This window comes from Brachybacterium sp. AG952 (assembly GCF_004362645.1).
Lineage (GTDB): Bacteria > Actinomycetota > Actinomycetes > Actinomycetales > Dermabacteraceae > Brachybacterium > Brachybacterium conglomeratum.
Map to the genome: position 1 here is coordinate 52511 of NZ_SNXV01000005.1, position 21201 is coordinate 73711.

At 73.0% G+C, this 21201-nt stretch carries 21 protein-coding genes; 6 read left to right on the forward strand and 15 right to left on the reverse strand.

The features are described 5' to 3' along the window. Positions 1–150 precede the first annotated feature (150 nt). The 6 genes from DEU31_RS12685 to DEU31_RS12710 all read left to right on the forward strand — a co-directional run bounded on the left by DEU31_RS12685 (position 151) and on the right by DEU31_RS12710 (position 6514). On the forward strand, positions 151–426 hold the full coding sequence (locus DEU31_RS12685) for a DUF6458 family protein (protein ID WP_231881037.1): 276 nt from the start codon (positions 151–153) through the stop codon (positions 424–426). A 205-nt stretch (positions 427–631) separates the two neighbouring features. Beyond that, positions 632–2113 carry a malate:quinone oxidoreductase gene (locus DEU31_RS12690; RefSeq protein ID WP_133677430.1) on the forward strand — a complete coding sequence of 494 codons (1482 nt, stop codon included), beginning with the start codon at positions 632–634 and terminating at the stop codon, positions 2111–2113. A 61-nt stretch (positions 2114–2174) separates the two neighbouring features. Further along, positions 2175–2960: a (Fe-S)-binding protein gene (locus tag DEU31_RS12695; RefSeq protein ID WP_010551054.1), complete on the forward strand. Its 786-nt coding sequence runs from the start codon at positions 2175–2177 to the stop codon at positions 2958–2960. Positions 2961–3066: 106 nt separating this feature from the next. Next, positions 3067–4704, forward strand: coding sequence for a lactate utilization protein B (locus tag DEU31_RS12700; RefSeq protein ID WP_133677431.1), 1638 nt, complete (start codon positions 3067–3069; stop codon positions 4702–4704). Continuing rightward, the gene (locus DEU31_RS12705; RefSeq protein WP_133677432.1) at positions 4701–5534 is read left to right on the forward strand and encodes an LUD domain-containing protein; all 834 of its coding nucleotides are present in this window, start codon (positions 4701–4703) and stop codon (positions 5532–5534) included. Before DEU31_RS12700 ends, DEU31_RS12705 begins: the two co-directional genes overlap by 4 nt. Next, positions 5531–6514: an aldose 1-epimerase family protein gene (locus tag DEU31_RS12710; protein ID WP_133677433.1), complete on the forward strand. Its 984-nt coding sequence runs from the start codon at positions 5531–5533 to the stop codon at positions 6512–6514. The genes DEU31_RS12705 and DEU31_RS12710 overlap by 4 nt, the downstream gene beginning before the upstream one ends. A gap of 154 nt (positions 6515–6668) precedes the next feature. On the opposite strand, the gene DEU31_RS12715 is transcribed toward DEU31_RS12710, so the two are convergent. The 15 genes from DEU31_RS12715 to DEU31_RS12780 form a co-directional block, all read right to left on the reverse strand. Continuing rightward, positions 6669–7001 carry an Lsr2 family protein gene (locus DEU31_RS12715; RefSeq protein WP_133677434.1) on the reverse strand — a complete coding sequence of 111 codons (333 nt, stop codon included), beginning with the start codon at positions 6999–7001 and terminating at the stop codon, positions 6669–6671. A gap of 152 nt (positions 7002–7153) precedes the next feature. After that, positions 7154–7327: a hypothetical protein gene (locus DEU31_RS16870; protein WP_010551049.1), complete on the reverse strand. Its 174-nt coding sequence runs from the start codon at positions 7325–7327 to the stop codon at positions 7154–7156. A 1-nt stretch (position 7328) separates the two neighbouring features. Then, a complete protein-coding gene (gene lysS / locus DEU31_RS12720; protein ID WP_133677435.1) occupies positions 7329–8837 on the reverse strand; it encodes a lysine--tRNA ligase in 1509 nt (502 codons plus the stop codon). A gap of 43 nt (positions 8838–8880) precedes the next feature. Continuing rightward, positions 8881–9735 carry a pantoate--beta-alanine ligase gene (gene panC / locus DEU31_RS12725; protein ID WP_166649514.1) on the reverse strand — a complete coding sequence of 285 codons (855 nt, stop codon included), beginning with the start codon at positions 9733–9735 and terminating at the stop codon, positions 8881–8883. Between the two features lie 14 nt (positions 9736–9749). Next, the gene (locus DEU31_RS12730; protein WP_010551046.1) at positions 9750–10652 is read right to left on the reverse strand and encodes a DUF2520 domain-containing protein; all 903 of its coding nucleotides are present in this window, start codon (positions 10650–10652) and stop codon (positions 9750–9752) included. Further along, positions 10649–12334: a PH domain-containing protein gene (locus DEU31_RS12735; protein ID WP_010551045.1), complete on the reverse strand. Its 1686-nt coding sequence runs from the start codon at positions 12332–12334 to the stop codon at positions 10649–10651. Before DEU31_RS12735 ends, DEU31_RS12730 begins: the two co-directional genes overlap by 4 nt. Continuing rightward, entirely contained in the window at positions 12331–12903 is a 573-nt protein-coding gene (locus tag DEU31_RS12740) for a PH domain-containing protein (protein WP_010551044.1), read from the reverse strand. The genes DEU31_RS12735 and DEU31_RS12740 overlap by 4 nt, the downstream gene beginning before the upstream one ends. Positions 12904–13055: 152 nt before the next feature. Further along, the gene (locus DEU31_RS12745) at positions 13056–13562 is read right to left on the reverse strand and encodes a DUF3180 domain-containing protein (RefSeq protein ID WP_133677436.1); all 507 of its coding nucleotides are present in this window, start codon (positions 13560–13562) and stop codon (positions 13056–13058) included. Then, positions 13559–14524 (reverse strand): 2-amino-4-hydroxy-6-hydroxymethyldihydropteridine diphosphokinase, encoded by a 966-nt coding sequence (gene folK, locus DEU31_RS12750; protein WP_133677437.1) that lies wholly within the window; start codon positions 14522–14524, stop codon positions 13559–13561. Before folK ends, DEU31_RS12745 begins: the two co-directional genes overlap by 4 nt. After that, positions 14521–15378 carry a dihydropteroate synthase gene (gene folP, locus DEU31_RS12755; RefSeq protein ID WP_010551041.1) on the reverse strand — a complete coding sequence of 286 codons (858 nt, stop codon included), beginning with the start codon at positions 15376–15378 and terminating at the stop codon, positions 14521–14523. Before folP ends, folK begins: the two co-directional genes overlap by 4 nt. 4 nt (positions 15379–15382) lie before the next feature. Then, positions 15383–15949 (reverse strand): GTP cyclohydrolase I FolE, encoded by a 567-nt coding sequence (folE, locus tag DEU31_RS12760; RefSeq protein ID WP_010551040.1) that lies wholly within the window; start codon positions 15947–15949, stop codon positions 15383–15385. Position 15950: 1 nt separating this feature from the next. Next, on the reverse strand, positions 15951–18089 hold the full coding sequence (ftsH, locus tag DEU31_RS12765) for an ATP-dependent zinc metalloprotease FtsH (protein ID WP_010551039.1): 2139 nt from the start codon (positions 18087–18089) through the stop codon (positions 15951–15953). A gap of 4 nt (positions 18090–18093) precedes the next feature. Continuing rightward, positions 18094–18648: a hypoxanthine phosphoribosyltransferase gene (gene hpt / locus DEU31_RS12770; RefSeq protein ID WP_010551038.1), complete on the reverse strand. Its 555-nt coding sequence runs from the start codon at positions 18646–18648 to the stop codon at positions 18094–18096. 43 nt (positions 18649–18691) lie between these two features. After that, positions 18692–19786, reverse strand: a complete 1095-nt coding sequence (tilS, locus tag DEU31_RS12775; protein WP_010551037.1) for a tRNA lysidine(34) synthetase TilS — start codon at positions 19784–19786, stop codon at positions 18692–18694. Continuing rightward, positions 19786–21195, reverse strand: a complete 1410-nt coding sequence (locus DEU31_RS12780) for a D-alanyl-D-alanine carboxypeptidase (protein WP_243733837.1) — start codon at positions 21193–21195, stop codon at positions 19786–19788. The genes tilS and DEU31_RS12780 overlap by 1 nt, the downstream gene beginning before the upstream one ends. Between the last annotated feature and the right edge of the window lie 6 nt (positions 21196–21201).

The window sequence follows — 21201 nt, forward strand, 5'->3', positions numbered from 1 at the left end:
CGGGGATTCCCCGTGTGTTCGCCGCGGGCGTGATGGCTGTTCGCCGTGGGCATGACGACCCGCTCCACCGGTGGCCGCGGGATCCCGACACGCGCCGCCGACCCGCCGGTCGGGTGCCACGGGACGATCGGGACCGCCCCGTATCATGGCGTGCGTCACACCCCCTTCCTCAAGGAGCACCTCATGGGCGCCATCGTCGGCGGAATCATCCTCTTCGTCCTGGGAGCCATCGCGCGCTTCGCCCTCGAGATCGACATGCCGGGGGTGGACTCGGCCATGCTCGGCACCATCCTGATGGTCGCGGGAGCGGTGCTGTTCCTCGTCGGCCTGCTGCTGATGCTGCGCTCGCGCAAGACCGTGGTGGACACCCAGAACGCTCCGGGGCACAGCGTCTCCGAGCGCCGCGACCCCCCGCCGAACGTCTGAGGGTCACGACCCGACCGAGGCGGCAGCCCCTGTGAGGGGTGCCGCCTCGTCGCTGTGCAGGCGGCGAGGCGCCCGGCGCGGGCGCGGCGACCCCGGGCGGACGCCTGCGGACACGAGATACGCTGATGGGCACGACCGCCCGGGGCCGCGCGAGGCAGCACGCCGACCGGCCGCGAGGCGAGTGACGAGCAGCGAACGGAGAGACATGGCAGACCTGGACGTGACCCGCGCGGATGCGGTGCTGATCGGCGGCGGCATCGCCAGCGCGACCCTCGCCGCGATGCTCACCGAGCTCGAGCCGGACTGGGACATCGTGGTCCTCGAGCGCCTGGACTCCCTCGGCGCGGAGTCCAGCGACGCATGGAACAACGCCGGGACCGGGCACAGCGCGCTGTGCGAGCTGAACTACACCCCGCAGGACGTGGACGGCTCCGTCAGCCCCGCCAAGGCCATCGCGATCAACGAGCAGTTCCAGGTCTCTCGCCAGTTCTGGACCCACCTCGTGGAGAACGACCGGATCGGCGACCCCTCCCGCTTCATCCACACCGTCCCGCACATGAGCTTCGTGCACGGGATGGAGAACGCGGACTACCTGCGACGCCGCCACGAGGCGCTCGTCGCCAACCCGCTCTTCGACCGCATGGAGTTCACCACCGAGCACGCCCGGCTCGCCGAGTGGGCGCCGCTGGTCTCCGAGGGACGCCCGGTCACCGAGACCATCGCCGCGACCTGGTCGCCCGACGGCACCGACGTCGACTTCGGGGCCCTGACCCGGGAGATGCTCGACTTCGCCTCCCGCGCCGGGACCACCGTCGCCACCGGCTCCGAGGTCGTGGACCTGCGCCGCATGGGCAACGACTGGGGCGTCATGGTGCGCAGCACTGCCGAAGACTCCCTGCGCGTGGTGCGTGCGCCGTTCGTGTTCGTCGGCGCGGGCGGCTACGCCCTGCCGCTGCTGCAGAAGTCCGGGATCGAGGAGATCCGCGGCTTCGGCGGCTTCCCGATCTCGGGCCAGTGGCTGCGCTGCACCGACCCGGCCGTCATCGCGCGGCACGACGCGAAGGTGTACGGAAAGGCCGCCGTCGGCGCCCCGCCGATGAGCGTCCCGCACCTGGACACCCGGTACGTCGGCGGGAAGCGCTCGCTGATGTTCGGCCCGTACGCGGGCTGGTCGCCGAAGTTCCTCAAGTCCGGCTCCTACACGGACCTCTTCGAGTCGATCAAGCCCTCGAACCTCACCCAGATGATGGCGGTCGCGCCGCCGAACCTCGACCTCATGGTCTACCTCGGCTCGCAGCTCGCCGCGACCACCCACAAGCGCTTCGAGGCCCTGCTGGAGTACATGCCGGACGCCGAGATGTCCGACTGGGAGGAGGTCACCGCCGGGCAGCGCGTCCAGGTGATCGCCCCCGACAGGAAGAAGCACGGCGTGCTGCAGTTCGGCACCCAGCTGATCACCGCGGCCGACGGGTCGATCGGCGGCATGCTCGGCGCCTCCCCCGGCGCGTCGACCGCGACGAGCATCATGCTCACGATGCTCGAGAAGATGTTCCCCCAGCGCATCGAGGCGTGGCGACCCGCGCTGCAGCAGATGGTCCCCAGCTGGGGCACCCACCTCTCGGAGGACGCGGAGCTCGCGCACCGCACCCTCGAGCGGACCGCCGCCGCCCTCGACCTCGCCCACTGAGAGCCACCCGGCCTCGCCCACTGCGCGTCGACGACGACGCCTCGCCGCTCCAGGAGAGCTCATGCGGATCTCGCTGATGACCACCTGTCTGGTGGACGTGATGGCCCCGGACGTCGCCCGGGCCACCGTCACCCTCCTGGAGCGGCTGGGCCACGAGGTGGTGTTCGACAGGCGGCAGACCTGCTGCGGCCAGATGCACACCAACTCCGGCTACTACACCGAGGCCGCGCCGATCGTGCGCTCCTTCGTGGACACCTTCGAGCCGGCGCTCGATCGGGTCGACGCGATCGTGATGCCCTCGGGCTCCTGCACCGGCTGCGTCCGCGACCAGCACGCGCTGGTCGCCCGGCACGAGGGCGACACGGCGCTCGAGGAGCGCGCCGCCGCGGTCGCCGCGAGGACCTACGAGCTCTCCGAGCTGCTGGTGGACGTGCTGAAGGTGACCGACGTGGGCGCGTTCTTCCCCCATTCGGTCACCTACCACCCCACCTGCCACTCGATGCGCTTCCTGAAGGTGGGGCCGCGCCCGCTGAAGCTGCTGCGCGCGGTCGAGGGCATCGAGGTGAAGAACCTGCCCGAGTCCGACACCTGCTGCGGCTTCGGCGGCACCTTCTCGGTGAAGAACGACGCCACCAGCGACGCGATGGTCACCGACAAGGCCGCGAACGTCGTCGCCTCCGGTGCGGAGTTCGTGGTCGCGGGCGATGCCTCGTGCCTGATGAACATCGGCGGGAAGCTGCACCGCACCGGGGCGGCACCGCGGTCGGTGCATCTCGCGCAGATCCTCGCCTCGACGAAGGAGGACCCCTTCGTCCCGTCGGAGACCATCCTCGGGAGGGCGTCATGAATATCTGGACCGGTCGACGAACTGCGAGGAACGAGCGGGAGGAGATGGTCGAGAACCGCTCCGCCGGTCGACGAACTGCGAGGAACGAGCGGGAGGAGATGGTCGCATGAGCACCGTCCAGCTGGGCATGCCGACCGTCCGCCCCCAGCACGCCTCGCCCGTCTCGACCCTGCGGGGCGAGCGCGGGTTCCCGGAGGCGGCGCGGGAGGCGCTGGGCGATGCGACCCTGCGCGCGAACATGCGCCACGCGACCTCGACGATCCAGGCCAAGCGCGCCGGGGCGGTGCGCGAGGTGCGCGACTGGCAGAAGCTCCGCAGCGCCGGCAGCGCCCTGAAGTGGCAGGTCACCGATCATCTCCCGGAGCTGCTCGAGCAGCTCGAGGAGTCGGTAGCAGCCGCAGGGGGCGTCGTGCACTGGGCCCGCGATGCCGAGGAGGCCTCCGAGATCGTCACCCGCCTCGCCCTCGAGCGCGATGCCCGGGAGGTGCTGAAGGTCAAGTCGATGGCGACCCAGGAGATCGGCCTGAACGAGGCGCTCGCACATGCGGGCATCCGGGCGCTCGAGTCCGATCTCGCGGAGCTCATCGTCCAGCTCGCGGACGACACCCCCTCCCACATCCTGGTCCCCGCGATCCACCGCAACCGCGCGGAGATCCGCGAGATCTTCCTGGCGGCGATGCCGGATCTCGATCCGTCCATCACCGACGACCCGGCCGAGCTCGCGGAGGCGGCGCGCCGCTTCCTGCGCGAGAAGTTCCTGGACATGCCCGGCTCGGTCGCGATCTGCGGGGCGAACTTCGCGGTCGCCGAGACGGGCACGCTGGTGGTCGTGGAGTCCGAGGGCAACGGGAGGATGTGCCTGACCCTGCCGCGGACCCTGATCTCCGTGGTCGGGATCGAGAAGATCGTCCCCACCTTCCAGGACCTCGAGGTGTTCCTGCAGCTGCTGCCCCGCTCCTCGACCGGAGAGCGGATGAACCCGTACACCACCCTGTTCACGGGCGTGCACGAGGGCGACGGCCCCGAGGAGTTCCATCTGGTGCTGCTGGACAACGGGCGATCGTCGGTGCTGGAGGACCCCGAGGGGCGCAGCGCCCTGCACTGCATCCGCTGCTCGGCCTGCCTGAACGTGTGCCCGGTCTATGCGCGCACGGGCGGCCACGCCTACGGTTCTACCTATCCCGGCCCGATCGGCGCGATCCTCTCCCCGCAGATGACGGGCATGAGCGGCACCGACGACCCGAACTCGACCCTCCCCTACGCCTCGAGCCTGTGCGGCGCCTGCTACGACGTGTGCCCGGTGAAGATCGACATCCCCGAGATCCTCGTGCACCTGCGTGCGAAGGACGTGGACCGGCGCCGCGAGGCGCGCGGCGAGTTCCACGGCAGCTGGGACCTGGCGCTGAAGGGCGCGAGCCGCCTGATGTCCTCCCCTCGCGCCTACGACCTCGCCGTCCGCTCGGCGAAGCCGCTGTCCTCGCTGCTGCCCGGCGCGAACATCGGACGGCTGCCGGGGGCCCTGCCGATCATCCCGGGCTGGACCGACCACCGTGACCTGCCCAGCCCCCCGCAGTCCTTCCGGTCCTGGTGGGACGAGCGCGAGAAGGAGCGCGTCGCTCGGGGCCCGGAGGGACCGGCGTCCGACGGGCCCGGCGAGAACGGCCGCGCGCGGCCGGCCGACGGGCCCGCCCCGGACGGCGACGCCTCGGCCGCCGGCGCCCTTGACGGGGAGGAGCAGCCGTGAACGACTGGACCGACGCCCGCCCCGCCCGCACGCCGGGGATGAGCGCGAAGGAGGAGATCCTCGCGCGCGTGCGCACCGCGCTCGCGGCTCCGCGCCGCGATGCGGTGACGGAGGCGGAGGACGTGCCCCGCGACTACCAGCGCTCCGATGACAGGCAGGAGCTCGGCACCGCCCCGGAGAAGGTGCGCGACGTGCTCGTCCAGCGGCTCGAGGACTACACCGCGGTGGTGCACCGCACCACGGCGTCGGAGCTGTCGGCCGCGATCGCCGCGGCGCTCGGCGACGCCGCCTCGGCGGTGGTCCCCGCCGGTCTGCCGCCCGAGTGGAGGCCGCCGCCCGGCGTCGCGGTCACCGTCGACGACGGCACCGCCTCGCCCCGCGAGCTCGACGGGATCGACGCCGTGCTCACCGGCTGCCACACCGCCATCGCGCTGACCGGCACGATCGTGCTGCGGGGCGACGACCTCGGCGGCCGGCGCGCGATCTCGCTGGTCCCGGACCGGCACGTCGTGGTCGTCGAGGCCGAGCAGGTCGTGCTCGGGGTGCCGCGCGGCATCGAGCGCATGGCCGAGGATCCCCGTGCCGCGTGGACGATGATCTCCGGGCCGAGCGCGACCAGCGACATCGAGCTCGACCGTGTCGAGGGCGTGCACGGACCGCGCCGTCTCGAGGTCGTGCTCGTCGAGCCCGAGCCGACGCCGACACCCGAGCCCGAGCCGACACCCGAGCTGTCGCCCGCGCCCGCACCGGAGCCCGGCCCCGACGCCCCCGCCCGCCCTCCGGCCGACAGCGGCCCCACCACCCCCACCTCCCAGGAGAGCAGCCGATGACCACTCCCCTCACGCCCGCCGACCTCGGCGCCCCCGCAGACGCTCCCGGGGACGCGGGCCGTGCCGCCCGCGATCGCGGCGACCTGCTGGTCCTCGTCGCCGGGGACTACCGCGCCGAGATCTCCACCGTCGGCGCGACCCTCGAGTCCCTCACCGTCGGCGGTCGGGATCTCGTGCTCCGCAGCCCCGAGGAGGGGCCGATGATGTTCTACCGGGGCGCGATCGTGGCGCCCTGGCCGAACCGGATCGGGGACGGCACCTACGTGTGGGACGGCGAGGAGCTGCGCACCCCGCTCAGCGAGCCCGAGCGCGGCAACGCCCTCCACGGGCTCGTCTCCTTCCAGTCCTTCACCCCCGCGTCGGTGGACGACGACGAGGCGGTGCTGCGCACCGAGCTGTTCCCCACCCCCGGCTACCCCTTCCACCTGCTGCTCACGGTCCGGTACTCCCTCTCCGCCGAGGCCGGGCTGACCACCACGGTCACCGCCCGGAATCTCGGCCGACGCGATGCCCCCTACGGGGTGTGCCCGCATCCCTATCTCGTCGCCGGCCCCGAGCCGCTGGACGAGTGGTCGCTGCAGGTCGCGGCGGGCACGGTGCTGACGGTGACCGAGGACCGGCTGCTGCCCACCGGCACCGCGCCGGTCCCGCCCGGCGATCCCTTCGACTTCTCCGCTCCGCGCGTGCTGGGCGACCTGTTCATCGACCACGCCTTCACCGACCTCGGCCGGGACGCGGAGGGGCGCCTGGATGTCGCCGTCACCGCTCCCGGCGGCACCGGGGTGGAGCTCACCGCCGGTCCCGAGTGCCCGTGGCTCCAGATCCACACCGGGGACCGCCCCGAGCCGGAGCACCACCGCCGCGGCCTCGCGGTCGAGCCGATGACCTGCCCGCCGGACGCCTTCCGCAGCGGCACCGACGTGGTGCGCCTGGCCCCGGGCGACGAGCACGCCGCCTCCTGGAGCATCCGCGGCTGGTGACCGGCTGATCGGCGCGGCCGGCCCGACGGCGGGCGGGGGACGCCGCGCCGGCGCGCCGCACGAAGCGCGGCCCAGGACAGGACGAGGGCCCGTGACCGTCATGGTCGCGGGCCCTCGTCGAAGGCGTCGGCGGCTCACGGCCGCCGGGCGGGGATCACTCCCCGTGGGTCTCCTCGTACGCCTTGCGGATCGCGCCGGAGATCCGGCCGCGATCGGGGACCTCGTAGCCCGCCTCACGCGCCCACTCGCGGATGCGCGAGGAGTCGTTCGAGCTCGCACGGGAGCCGGAGGCGGTGCCGCGGGTGCGGCGACCCCCGACGCGGCGCGCCTTGCCGACCCAGCCGCTCAGCTCCTCGCGGAGCTTCTCCGCGTTCTCGGCCGTCAGGTCGATCTCGTAGGCGACGCCGTCCAGGGCGAAGCTCACCGTCTCCTCGGCCTTGTCACCGTTGATGTCGTCGATGAGCTCCACGTAGGTCTTCCGTGCCATAGGGGTTCTCCCTCGCTGGTGGTTTCCGGACTTCGTCATGAACGCATGCGGTGTTCACGATATCGCCCAGTATCCATTACGAGGCCGGTCATTTCAATCTGATTACGAGGCGTGTGGACGAAGGGGCATTCCTCGTCACTCGCGCCGCCGTCTCAGGGATCTTTCCGGGGCTGCTTCCGCTCGAGCAGCTCCTGCTCCGCCTGGCGCTCGGCCTCCCGCTCGCGGCGGTCGGCCCGCAGCAGCGAGCGGATCACGAACCAGAACAGCAGCCCCACGCCGATCGAGGGCAGCAGCGCACCGGCCTCGAACCAGAACCCGGAGTCCATCTCAGGCCCCCGGCTTCACGAGCGGGAACAGGATCGTCTCGCGGATGCCGAGCCCCGTCAGGGCCATGAGCAGGCGGTCCACGCCCATGCCCATGCCTCCCGTCGGCGGCAGCGCGTACTCCATCGCCTCGAGGAAGTCCTCGTCCAGGCGCATCGCCTCGTCGTCGCCCTGGGCGGCGAGCTCCGCCTGCTGGGCGAAGCGCTCGCGCTGGATGACGGGATCGACCAGCTCGGAGTAGCCGGTGGCGAGCTCGAAGCCGCGCACGTACAGGTCCCACTTCTCGACCACGCCGGGCGTGCTGCGATGGGCGCGCACCAGCGGGCTGGTCTCCACCGGGAAGTCGCGCACGAAGGTCGGCTCGTGCAGGTGGTCGCCCACGCGATGCTCGAAGAGCTCCTCGACGAGCTTGCCGTGGCCGTACTTCGGGTGGTCGAGGTCCAGCTCGAGCGAGCGGGCGATCTCCCGCAGGCGCGCCGGGGTGGTCTCGGGGGTGATCTCCTCGCCGAGGGATTCGGAGAGCGAGCCGTAGACGGTGATCTTCGCCCATTCCCCGGAGAAGTCGTATTCGGTGCCGTCGGCGAGGGTGACGACCTGGGAGCCGGTGGCGGCCTCGGCGGCCTCCTGGATCAGCGACTGCGTGAGCTCGCCGATCGAGTCGTAATCCCCGTAGGCCTGGTAGGACTCGAGCATCGCGAACTCGGGCGAATGCGTGGAATCGGCGCCCTCGTTCCGGAAATTGCGGTTGATCTCGTAGACCTTCTCGAGCCCGCCCACCGCGGCGCGCTTGAGGAAGAGCTCCGGCGCGATCCGCAGGTACAGGTCCAGGTCGAAGGCGTTCATGTGGGTGACGAACGGCCGTGCCGCCGCACCCGAGGGGATCACCTGCAGCATCGGGGTCTCGACCTCGACGAACTCCCGGCCGCGGAGGGACTCGCGCAGGGAGTGCATGACCTCGGAGCGCAGGCGCACCGCGTCCCGCGCCTCCTGGCGCACGATCAGGTCGACGTAGCGGCGGCGCACCCGCGACTCCTCGGAGAGGTCCGCGTGGAGCACCGGGAGAGGGCGCACCGCCTTCGCGGCCATCTGCCAGGAGTCGGCGAAGATGCTCAGCTCGCCGCGACGGGACGCACCGACCCGGCCGTGGAAGAAGACGTGGTCGCCGAGATCGACGTCGGCCTTGAGATCGGCGAGGCGCTCCTCGCCGATCACGGCCTGCGAGGCCATGATCTGCAGACGCTCCCCGGCGCCGTCCTGGAGGGTGACGAAGGCGAGCTTGCCCGTGTTGCGCTGGAAGACGACGCGACCGGAGACGCCGACCTCGTCGTCCGTCTCCACGCCGGCCTCGAGGTGGCCGTACTCCGCGCGGACCTCGGCGATCGTGGCGGTCACGGGGACGGAGACGGGATAGGGCTCCTCCCCGCGCGCCAGCAGGCGCTCCCGCTTGGACCGTCGGACCGCGATCTGGTCGGAGCTGTCGGTCACCTCGGAGGCAGGGGGGTTCTCGCTCATGGCTGCGATTGTCTCATCACCGCGCGCGTGACGTCCTCAGGGATCAGGGTGCTGTCGCCACCGCCACAGCGGCGTCCAGCAACCGGGTGCCCTCGACGCGTCCGGCGAGCACGACGAGCACCTCGCCGCGGTGGTCGGGGCCGGCGGGCTCGAGGGTCGCGGGGTCCAGGGCGAGCGCGTAGTCCCAGTCGATCTCCGCCCGCTCCCGCGCGGCCTCCAGCGCGTCCTGGATGCCGGAGAGGGAGGGGGCGGCCGCGAGCGCCGCGGCGATCGTGCGGGACAGGGCCAGGGCCTGCTCCTTCCCGGCCGCGGAGAGATAGGCGTTGCGGCTGGAGCGGGCGAGGCCCGTCTCCTCCCGCTGGATCTCCACGGGCTCGATCCGCACGGGCAGGTCGAGGTCGGTGACCAGGCGCTGGATGATCGCGAGCTGCTGGGTGTCCTTGCGCCCGAACACGCTCAGGTGCGGATCCGTCAGGCGCAGCAGCTTCGCGACGACGGTGACCACGCCGTCGAAGTGGCCGGGCCGGGCGGCGCCCTCGAGGACCGTGCCGGCGCGTCCCGCGCTCACCGAGACCGTCGGCGGCATGACGGGGTACATCTCCTCCACGCCCGGGGCGAAGACGAGGTCGACGAGCCCGTCGACGAGGGCGAGATCCGCCTCGAGGTCGCGGGGATAGGCCTCGTAGTCCTCCCCGGGACCGAACTGGAGGGGGTTGACGAAGTCGGTGAGGATCACGTGGTCGGCGAGCTCGCGGGCCCTCTCGACCAGGGCCAGGTGCCCGGCATGGAGGGAGCCCATGGTGAGCACCGCCGCGACCGTCCCGTCCATCGCGACGCGGTGCTCGCGCAGCGCGGACTTGGTGGTGACGAGCGTGGTGCGCGGGGTGCTCTCGGGCACGGCGGGGTCCTTCCTCAGCTCTCCTCCGGGGGCGGGGCCGCCTCCAGCAGCGCCCGGATCGTCTCCCGGTCGCCCTCGGGGAGTCTCGCACGCGCGAGCGCCGCGAGGGCGAGGGCGCGGTAGGTGTCGCTCACGTCGCCGGGCTCGAGCGGGGCGGCGGTCGCGTCGAGATCGGCGAGGGCGTCGAGGTGGGCGGCGACGGTGCCGGCGTCCCCGCGGACCACCGGTCCGGTCAGCGCCCCGCTCCCCCGCTGCAGCGACTCCTCGAGCGCCGCCTCGAGCAGCGGGCGGAGGTAGGCGCCGGGGTCCTCGATGCCGAGCCGGGCCAGCGCCCTGCGGGACTGGTCCACGAGGACCACGAGATGGTTCGCGGCGTGGGCGAGGGAGGCGTGGTAGAGCGGGCGGTCGCCCTCGGCGATGACGACGGCCTCGCCGCCCATCTCCACCACGAGCGCGGCGGCGACGGGCAGGAACTCCTCGGTGGCAGTGATCCCCATCGGGCATCCGACGAGCCGGCGCAGGTCCGTGCGGGTGCCGGTGAAGGTCATCGCCGGGTGGATCGCGAGGGTCGCGGCGCCGGCGCGGGCGAGCGGGGCGAGCACCTCGGTGCCGTAGCGGCCGGAGGTGTGGACGACGAGCTGCCCGCCGGGGGCGAGTCCGGTCGCGGCGATCCCGCTCGCGAGCGGTCCGAGCTGGTCGTCGGGCACGGCCAGGAGCAGCATCTCGCTGCGCTCGACGAGGGCGGGGACGTCCAGCAGCGGCACACCGGGCAGGAGCTCGGCGGCCCGCTCACGGGAGGCGTCGGAGACGGCGTAGGCGCCGGTGAGCGCGTGCCCCTCGGCGCGCAGCGCGGCGCCGAGGACGGCGCCGACGCGTCCGGCGCCGATCACACCGATGCCGAGGCGGGGCGGGGTCATCGGGTCTCCCGCCCGTCGGGGCGCGGGCCGGGGGCGGATGCGGCGGGCCGCTCCTGCTCGGGGGCGTTCCCGGGGGCGCTCGCGGGGTCACTGCCGGGCGCCGGCGCGGCGGTGCCGACGGGCGCGAGCGCGGGGCGGGGCCAGCTCTCCCGGTCCCGGTAGCGGCGCAGGGTGCGGGCATCGGCGGCGAGCACGGCGTGCACGGCGAGGGCGTCATCGCGGCGCAGGTTCTCCAGCAGGAGCGAGTCCCCGGCCCCTTCGACGTGGAGGTCCAGCACGCCGAGACGGCGGGCGAGCGGGCCGTCCTCGAGCCTCAGCTCCTGGATCCTCTCGCGGGGGACGATGCTGAGCTTGCGGGACACGAGGCCGCTGCGGTGCACGAGCGCACCCGGCAGCAGGATGCTCACCTCGGTGCGGCGGGCGATCCAGTACCAGCGCACCGGGGTGCGCAGCCCGGGCAGGTCGCGGGCGCGGGCGGTCAGCAGGTGCTCGAGGGTCGCGAGGTCGTCGTCGGTGCCCAGCGGCGCGCTGAGCCGGCCGAGGGTCTGCCGCAGCTCCTCGCGGGTGCCGACCGGGAGCACGCTGGTCGCGCCGTTCTCGTCGTCGTCATCGATCCCGGCCACGGTCGCGGAGACGGCGGTCCAGCCGGGGCCGCGCCACAGGAAGGGTCGGCGCAGGTCGAAGCGCTGGATGCGACCGGCGGCGATGTTGTCGGTGCGCGTGTTGGCCAGGCCCCGCCGCATCCGCAGCCCGCGCTCGCTGAAGCGGGAGACGAAACCCCAGCCGGAGTCGATCCGGCCGAAGACGTACTTCGGCACCGCGATCGCGGTGGGTGCCAGGGCGACCAGGATCGCGATCGAGAAGCCCTCCTGCCACAGGGCGAGGAGCACCGCGACGACCACGCCGACGACGCTCATGACGATCCCGGTGAGGAATCCGAGGTCCCGCACGAGGGAGCGGACGAGCCGCTCGGTGGGGATCCTCGCGATGAGCTCGCCGTCGGTCACCCCGTCGTACAGGACCTCCTCGAGACGACCGCCGTGCTCGCGCGCGGCGTCGCCGGAGTCCTGATGGTCCGCCGCGGCGGAGGAGCCCGCGGTCGGGCCGCCGGCGAGGGCTGCGCGGGCCTCCGCGCCCGTCCCGTCGGCCGGAGCGCCCTCGACGGGAACGGCGGAGGAGCTCGCGGCCGACGTCCCGGCCGCGACCTCGAGGATGCCCAGGCGCAGCTCCTCGGCGCGGGCGGAGGAGACGTACTCGATGTCGAGATACGACTCGCCGCCGCCGGCGACCTCGACGCGCACCTTCGCCAGTCCCAGCAGGCGGGCCAGCAGCGGGCGCTCGATCGAGACGGACTCGATGCGTGCCCGCGGCGCGTACTCGCGGGAGCGGCTGATCATGCCGCTGTGGACGGAGACGCCGTCCTCGTCCACCGCATAGGTGGTGAACCACCAGCTGAGGGCCGACAGGACGATCGCCACGAGGACGACGACGAGCAGGATGCCCAGTCCGATCAGCGCGCGACGGATCGTGAACTCGTTCGCCAGCTGGGCGATGTTCTGGGCGGTGAGCACCGCGATGATGCCCACGACGACCTTCCAGCCGGTCACCAGCGGCGTGATCGGATGCGTGCGGTGGCGGGGCGCTCCCGGGACGGGATCGGGATCGGGGCCGGGGGCGGTCACAGCGCCGCCATCAGCTCGACGCCGCGCGCGGTGAGCAGGGCGCGCAGGCGCTCGGCCTCGTCCTTCGGCAGGCCGGGCAGGGTGACGCCGGCGCCGTCATGGGCGGTGCTGAGCGTGAGCTTCGCGAGGCCGTAGCGGCGGTCCACCGGCCCCTCGTCGATCTTCACCGACTGCACGCGGCCGTAGGGGATCGTGTGCACGGAGCGGAACATGATCCCGAGGGCGACGGTGAGGTCCTCCTCCCCCTCGCGATAGCCGATCGCCCGCACCCGTCGCGGGGTGAGCGCGAGGCCCTGCACCACCAGCACCAGCGGCACGATGCCGATCAGCCCCAGCCACCACCATCCTGTCAGGGCCGCCGCGACGATCGCACCGATGGTCAGCAGCACCCCGATCACGTAGCCGGGGATCCCCGCGAGATAGCGGGCCGGGACGAGCTTCGGCGAGACCGGCTGCAGCCCCTGCTCGCCGAGTCGCGCCCCGGGGGCGTCGGAGACCTCGGTCGGCGGGGCATCGTGGGGCGTCGCCGTGGGGAGCGGCGGGCGGGCATCGGGAGCGGAGGAGGTCATGGGGACATCGTGTCATCCCGGGGCGGAGACGCCGTGCGACGCTCGGCGCTGTCCGCCCCGCCGAAGGTCGGTCCTCGCCCGTGCCCCGCTCCGGCGACCGGCAGGTCGGAAGCCCGCCGTCCGGCGGAGTCGGAGGTGCGCGTCGCGAGCGGTCAGGACCCGGCTTCCGCGCCCTCGGCGGAGCCGTCGCCGTCGGGCGGGAGCTTTCCCCATCGCTCCACGGTCACCCCGAGCACACCCAGCACGATGCCGGAGACCGCGGCGGCGGCGGTCGGAAGGATCGCGCCGAGCAGGTCGCCGGTGCCGGTGATCAGCAGGAACAGCGCCTGGCCGGCGAAGATCCCGCCCATGATCGCGCCGGTGTAGGCGCAGGCCCGGGCCAGCAGGACCGTGCGATAGGCGGTGGGCAGGTCGATCTGGTGCCGGCGCGGCGCGTAGGAGGGCTTGTCGCGACGCTCCTCGCTCTCCTGGAGGTAGCGGCGCATCGGGAGGCCGTAGGCGAGCAGCACCGCGGCCAGCGCCAGCAGCACCAGGGTGGTCAGCCATCCCGCGACCGGAAGGGAGTGGCCTCGGGCCGCGAGGGCCTCGAGCATCTGGGCCCCGAAGCCCGCGCCGATCACGAGGATCAGCACGAGCACGGGGATGTTCAGGGGCCTCACGTCTCCGCCGCTCCCTCCCCCGTCCGGGAGGGCGGGTCGTCGAAGCCCTCGAGGGCCGGGCCCGGGCGCAGGTCCTCGCGGTCCGCGGCGCAGGCGAGGAGCGCCTCGACCGGTCCCTGGCCGGGCAGCTCGGCGGCGGGGTCCGCGGCATGCCAGGGGCCGAGCACGAAGGCGCGCTCGTGGGCGCGGGGGTGGGGCACGGTGAGGTCGGGGTCCTCGCTGCGCCAGTCGCCGTAGGCGATCACGTCGACGTCGAGGGTCCGCTCCCCCCAGCGCACCAGTCGCTGCCGTCCGGCGGCCCGCTCGGCGCGGTGGGCCAGGGCGAGGAGGTCGTGGGGACCGAGCTCGGTGGTCACGCCGACCACGGCGTTGAGATAGGCGCCCTGGCCGTCCGGCCCGCCGACGGGGGCGGTCTCGAGCACGGGCGAGGTCCAGGCGACCTCGGTGCCCGGGTGGGAGGCGAGCACGTCGAGCGCCCCGCGCAGATGCGTCTCGCGGTTGCCGAGGTTGCTGCCGAGCGCGAGCACGGCGAGGACGGGGCGCGCGTCGCGCTCGATCGCGACGGCCACCCCGCCGACGGGCAGACCGACCGGGGCGGCGGGCTTGTGCACGCGCACGCCGACGCGGCGCACCAGCGGGTGGCCGGTCTCCTCGAGGATCCTCGAGGCGATCTGCTCGGCGAGGGTCTCGACGAGGTCGTGGGGGCCGGCGCCGATCTCCTCGTGCACGGCCGTGACGACCTCGGCGTAGTTCACGGTGCGGGAGAGGACGTCGGTGCGGCCGGCCGCGGCGGTCGAGACGTGCAGGACGACGTCGACCGCGAACTCCTGGCCGATCTCCTTCTCCGCGGCGAGGACGCCATGATGGCCCCAGGCGCGGATGCCGGTGACCTCGATGCGGTCCAGGCGTCCGATCGACGCCGGCGCGGAGCCGTGATGCGCGCTGCCATCGTGCGGGTTCATCGGCGCCTGCTCCGACGCAGCCGGTCCCCGACCCGCACCGCGGCGAGGTTGGAGGGGACCTCGTGGACGCGCACCGCCCAGGCGCCGTGCTCGGCGCTGTAGGCGCTGATCGCGGCGGTCGCCGCGTCGCGGTCCACGTCGAGGGCGCTGACGAAGCGCTTGCGCGAGGCGCCGATGAGGACGGGAAGGCCGTGGGAGGCGATCGCGTCCCAGTCCGCCAGCAGGTCCCAGTTCTGCTCCCCCGTCTTGGAGAAGCCGAGGCCGGGATCGGCGACGAGGAAGCGGTCCTCGATCCCGGCCTCGCGCAGCGTGCTGAGGCGGTCGCCGAGCTCGGCGGTGCTGTCGTGGGCGACGTCCTCGTACCGGGCGAGGTCGTTCATGACGTCGCTGTGGCCGCGCCAGTGCATCGCGATGAACACCGGCGGGGTGCCCAGACGCGTCCGCAGCTCGGCGACCTGCGCCCCCATCCGCACGTCGGCCTGGCCGGCGGAGACGTCGTTGACGATGAGGGCCCCGGCCGCGATGCTCGCGGCGGCGACGGAGGCGCGCATGGTGTCCACGCTGAGCACGACGTCCTCGGCGGCGAGGGCCTCGACCACGGGGATCACCCGGCGCAGCTCCTCCTCCTCGGGGACGCGCGGGGCGCCGGGGCGGGTGGACTCCCCGCCGATGTCGATGATCGCGGCGCCCTCGGCGACCAGGCGGCGGCCGTGGGCGATCGCGTCGGGGGCGCTGTCGTGCTCCCCGCCGTCGGAGAAGGAGTCGGGGGTGACGTTCAGGACCCCCATGACGAGGGTGTCGTCCCCGCCGAGGCGGTCCGGCAGGCCCTCGGGGCGATGCACGGGGATGGTCACGAGCTCACCGTCCGTTGATCAGGGCCATGGCCTCGCTGCGGGTGCTCGAGCTGTCCCGGAGCATGCCGCGCACGGCGCTGGTGATGGTTCGGGCCCCGGCGGCGCGCACGCCGCGCATCGACATGCACATGTGCTCCGCCTCGATCACGACGATCGCGCCGGCCGCACCGAGCTCGTCCATCAGCGCATCGGCGATCTGGAAGGTGAGCCGCTCCTGCACCTGCGGCCGTCGGGCGTAGACGTGGACCAGGCGGGCGAGCTTGCTCAGCCCCGTGACGGCACCGCCGCCGGGGATGTACCCCACATGCGCCATCCCGTGGAAGGGCAGCAGGTGGTGCTCGCACATCGAGTGGAAGGCGATGTCGCGCACGAGCACCAGCTCCTGGTGCTCGATGTCGAAGGTCGTCGACAGCGGCTCGTGCGCGTCCTGCTCCAGCCCCTCGAAGACCTCCGCGTACATTCGCGCCACCCGCGCGGGGGTGTCCAGGAGGCCGTCGCGGTCGGGGTCCTCGCCGATCCCGGCGAGGAGCTCCCGCACGGCCGCCTCGACCCGAGGCCGGTCCACCGCCATCTCAGCGCTCCGTCTCGTCGTGGTCGCCGTAGCCGTAGCCCTGACCGGGACCGGGCTGGCCGGAGCCGCCGGGGGCACCTCCGTGCGGGGCGCCGGGGATGTCGGGTCCGTCGCCGCCCGGATGGGGCAGCTCGGGGGCGCCGGGCTGCAGCGGCTCGCCCGCGTCGTGCTCCTCGGTGCCGGTGCCGGTGGTGGTCGAGCCGACCGACGGCGCCTCGAGGGAGGGGCGCTCCTCGCTGGAGACCCACACCTCGCGCGGCGGCAGCTTGGTGACGTCCGCGAAGATCGCGGCGAGCTCGTGCTCGTTCAGCGTCTCCTTCTCCAGCAGCTCCTCGACCAGGCGGTCCAGCACGTGACGGTTCTGCACGATCACGGACCAGGCCTCGTCCAGGGCGTTGTCCAGGAGCGTGCGCACCTCCTGGTCCACGATGCTCGCGGTCTCGCCGGAGAAGCGGGGGCCCTGCCCCTGCTGCATGCCCACGAACACCTCGTCCTGGTCGCCCGAGAGGGCGACCTGGCCGACGGCCGCGCTCATGCCCAGCTGCATGACCATGGTGCGGGCGATCTTGGTGGCGTTCTGGAGGTCGGAGCTGGGGCCGGTGGTGACGTCGTGGAAGATCGACTCCTCCACCGCGTAGCCGCCCATCGCGTAGGCGAGGCGGTCCAGCAGCTCGTTGCGGGACTGGTAGTTGCGGTCCTGGGTGGGGACCACCATCGTGTAGCCGCCGGCCTGACCGCGCGGCAGGATCGTCACCTTGGTGACCGGGGCGGAGTTGTTCATCGCCGCCGCGACCAGGGCGTGACCGCCCTCGTGGTACGCGGTCATCTGGCGCTCGCGCTCGGTCATCACCTTGGAGTAGCGCTGCGGGCCCATGGAGACGCGGTCGATCGCCTCGTCCAGTGCGCGGTTGTCGATGATCTGGTTGCCCGAGCGGGCGGTGAGCAGCGCCGCCTCGTTCAGCACGTTGGCGAGGTCCGCACCGGACATGCCGATGGTGCGCTTGGCGACGGCCTCGAGGTCCACGTCGTGGGCCAGCGGCTTGCCCTTGGCGTGCACGCCGAGGATGTGCAGCCGGCCCTTGAGGTCCGGGGCGGTCACCGCGATCTGGCGGTCGAAGCGGCCCGGGCGCAGCAGCGCCGGGTCGAGGATGTCCACGCGGTTGGTCGCGGCGATGAGGATGACGTTCTGGTTCTCGTCGAACCCGTCCATCTCCACGAGCATCTGGTTCAGCGTCTGCTCGCGCTCGTCGTGGCCGCCGCCCATGCCGGCGCCGCGGTGGCGGCCGACGGCGTCGATCTCGTCGATGAAGATGATCGCCGGGGAGTTCTCCTTCGCGGTGTTGAACAGGTCGCGCACGCGGCTCGCGCCGACGCCCACGAACATCTCCACGAAGTCCGAGCCGGAGATCGAGTAGAAGGGCACGTTCGCCTCGCCGGCGACGGCCTTGGCCAGCAGCGTCTTGCCGGTGCCGGGCGGGCCGTAGAGCAGCACGCCCTTGGGGATCTTCGCGCCGACGGCCTGGTAGCGGCCCGGGTCCACGAGGAACTGCTTGATCTCGTCGAGCTCCTCGACGGCCTCCTCGGCGCCGGCGACGTCGGCGAAGGTGACCTTCGGGGCCTCCTTGTTGAACAGCTTGGCCTTGGACTTGCCGAACTGCATCGCCCGGCCGCCGCCCTGGGCGTTCATGATGAGGAACCAGAACAGGCCGATGAAGATCAGCAGCGGCAGGAAGGACAGCAGCAGCGTGGACCACCACGAGCTGGTGGCGATCTCGTCGGTGTAGCCGCCGGAGGGGGCGGACTCCTCGACCGCGGAGACGATCGACTCGCCGCGCGCGTCGACGTAGGCGAAGCGCACCCGGGTGCCCTTGTTCTCCTCGCCGTCGGTGAAGTCCTCGGTCAGGACCAGGTCGACGCGCTGCTGGTTGCCGCCGATGATCTTCGCCTGCTGGACGGTGTCGCCCTGCAGCAGCTCGAGGCCCTGCTCGGTGTCGATCTGCTGGTAGCCGTCACGGCCCAGCAGGGAGAACAGCGCCATGCCCAGCAGCAGCGCGACGACGATCCAGAGGGCGACGGAGGTGAAGGGGCGGCGCTTCCTGCCGCCCGAGCCGCGGCCCGTGCTCTTGGGGGAATCTGCCACCGGTTCAGTCCTCGTAGACCGAGCGTGCGAGGACGCCCACGTAGGGAAGGTTGCGGTAGTTCTCCGCATGGTCGAGCCCGTACCCGATGACGAACTCGTTGGGGATGTCGAAGCCGACGTACTTCACGTCGATCTCGACGCGCGCGGCCTCGGGCTTGCGCAGCAGCGTCGCGATCTCCACGGACTTCGGCCCGCGGGAGCGGAGGTTGGCCAGCAGCCACTTCAGGGTCAGGCCCGAGTCGATGATGTCCTCGACGATCAGGACGTTGCGCCCGGTGATGTCGCCGGAGAGGTCCTTGAGGATCCGCACCACGCCCGAGGACTTCGTGCCCGAGCCGTAGGAGGAGACCGCCATCCAGTCCATCTCGACCTTGAGGTCGATGGAACGGGCGAGGTCCGCCATCACCATCACCGCCCCCTTGAGGACGCCCACCAGGATCGGGGGCTCCTCGGCGTAGTCCGCGGCGATCTGCGCGCCGATCTCGGCGAGCCGGTCACGGATCTGCTGTTCGTCCAGCAGCACGCGGTCGACATCGGGGTGGGGGTGCGTCTGGGGCACGCGGATCTCCTCCAGGTGATGTGGTGGGTGCGTCCGCCGCGGCTCACGGAGCGGGACGGCGCCACACCAACAGGCCGTCACGGCGAGCGACCTCGATCCTACCCGGAACGGGCACCGCTGCCTGACCGTGCCATGAGACGACCAGCGCATCCAGCGCGAGCACCTGCCTGCGCAGCAGCGATTTCGTGGATCCACCTGCGTCACCTGCATCGATTGCGCGTTGAGCGGAACGGGAGGCGTCACGCAGCACGCGGGTGCGCACGGGGGCGGGGACGGCGGCGAGGGCGTGGACGTCGAGGTGCAGCAGGTCTCCCTCCTCGGCGAGCTCCCCGGCGTCGCGGCGCAGGGCGGGCAGCAGCGCCCGCGCCTCCTCGTCGAGATGGTCCACATCGGGGCGGACCAGGTCGGCGCTGCGGGCGAGGTTCTCGTCGATCTGCTCCCCGAGGATCTCTCGCAGCAGCGGCAGGGCCCGGTGGCGCACCCGCGAGCGCAGCAGCTCGGGATCCGCGTTCATCGGGTCCTCCCACCACTCGAGGTCGTGGAGGGTGCAGATCTCCTCGGTGTCGGCGCGTCGCAGGGCCGTGGTCTCGTCGCGGCCGGTGCCGAGGAAGGGGCGCAGCAGGTGGCCGCGGCTGCGGCGGATCCCGGCGAGCGCCCGGGGCCCGGCGCCGCGGGCGAGGGCCATCAGGACCTGCTCCGCCTGGTCGTCGAGGGTGTGGCCCAGCAGCACGGCGAGCGCACCGCGCTCCCGGGCGAGGTGCTCGAGGGCGTCGTGTCGGGCGGTGCGGGCGGCGTTCTCGAGACCGCCGGGCGCGGCGAGGTCGACGGACGGCGTGAGCACGTGCGCCTCGGCGCCCAGCCGCTCGGCCTGCGCGGCGGCGCGCGCGGCGACGGAGGCGGAGCCGTCCTGGAGCCCGTGGTCGACGATCGCGGCCTCGGTCGCGAGCCCCATCCGCTCCCCCACCCAGCAGGTGGTCGCCAGCAGCGCGAGCGAGTCGGCGCCCCCGGAGACGCCGACCAGCAGGCGCGGGGAGAGGTGGCCGGAGCCGGTGTCGTCGGCGAGCTGCTCGAGCCGCTCGGCGAGGGCGGCGCGCACGGCGCGGCGGGCACGGGCGACCACGGGAGGAGGGCCGGCCATCAGTCGACCTGCACCATCTCGGCGGCGACGTCGTCGACCGCGGCGCGGGCGGCGTCCGCGTCGGCTCCGTCGAAGCCGTGGACCACGATCGAGTAGCCGACGGTGCGACCGTCGGGGAGCACGGTCACGCCGGCGAGGGTCGCGGCACCGCCGAGATAGCCGGTCTTGCCGCGCACCTGTCCGGCGGCGGCCGTGTCGTCGCCGTGGCCGAAGCGGTCCGCGAGCGTGCCCGAGAGCGCCGCGACGGGCACGTCGTAGAGGATCTGCTCGAGGGCGGGCACCTCGCCGGAGGCGACCTGGGCGAGCACCGCGGCGAGCAGCGCCGGCGGGACCCGGTTCTCCCGCGAGAGGCCGGAGCCGTCGTGGAGGTCGAGCCCGGCGAGGTCCTCCTCGGGCAGCCCCATCTCGGCGCCGAGCTCGCGGATCTCCGCCTCGACGGCGGCGGCGGCGCCGGCGGGGGTGGCCTCCTCGCCGCGGGAGAGCGCCACCAGGTGCGCGAGGAGCTCGGCGGTGGTGTTGTCGGAGATGAGCAGGGTGTGGCGCACGATCTCCGAGAGCGGATCGGAGGAGATCTCCGCGGCGGGCGCGCCCTCCGGGGCGGCGGCCGCGGTGATCCCGCCGGTCACCTCGAGGCCCTCCTCGCCGAGCAGCTCGGCGAAGCGCCGGGCGGCGTCGCCGGCGGGATCGGCGGACTTCGGGCCGTACTGCTCCCCGTCGAGCCATCCCTCCTCGAGTGCGAGGGAGGCGGTGGGCGTGACCCAGCCGCCCGCCGTGCCGTTGTCCCCCCAGGCCGGGTTCGCCCCGCCCACGATGTACGAGTCGTCCAGGGCGAGGGCGACGGAAGAGGTCCCCTGCTCGGCCGCCAGCGCCGCCGTCTGCGCGGCGAGCTCGCGCAGATCCTCCTCGGTGAGGGTCATGTCACCCTCTCCCGCCAGGGTCACCACGCCGTCCTGGACGGTCGCGCGGGTGACCAGCACCTCATCCCCCGTGTACTGCCGCAGCACGGCCGCGGCGGTGAGCAGCTTGAGGGTCGAGGCGGGCACGAGGGCGCTGGACGAGTCCCGCTCGGCGAGCACCTGGCCGTCCTCGGCCCCGACGACGCTGAAGGCCAGGCCCCCGCCCACGACGGGCAGCTCGGCCTTCGCGGCCATGCGCTGCTGCAGGTCGGTGGGATCGACCGGGGAGGGCGAGGAGCCGACGGGCGCCACGGCCTCGGCCGGATCGACCCGCTCCCAGTCCTCCGCGACGGCGCGGGGGCCGGAGCCGGGGTCCCCCTCGGCGCTGCGCACGGTGAGAAACCCGGGGAAGGCGTCCATCAGGTCGCCGAGGACGTAGAAGCTCACGGGCAGTGCCGCGCACATCACGACGGCGACGGTGCGCCACATGCGCTCGGTTGCTCGAAGGGCCATGTCCCC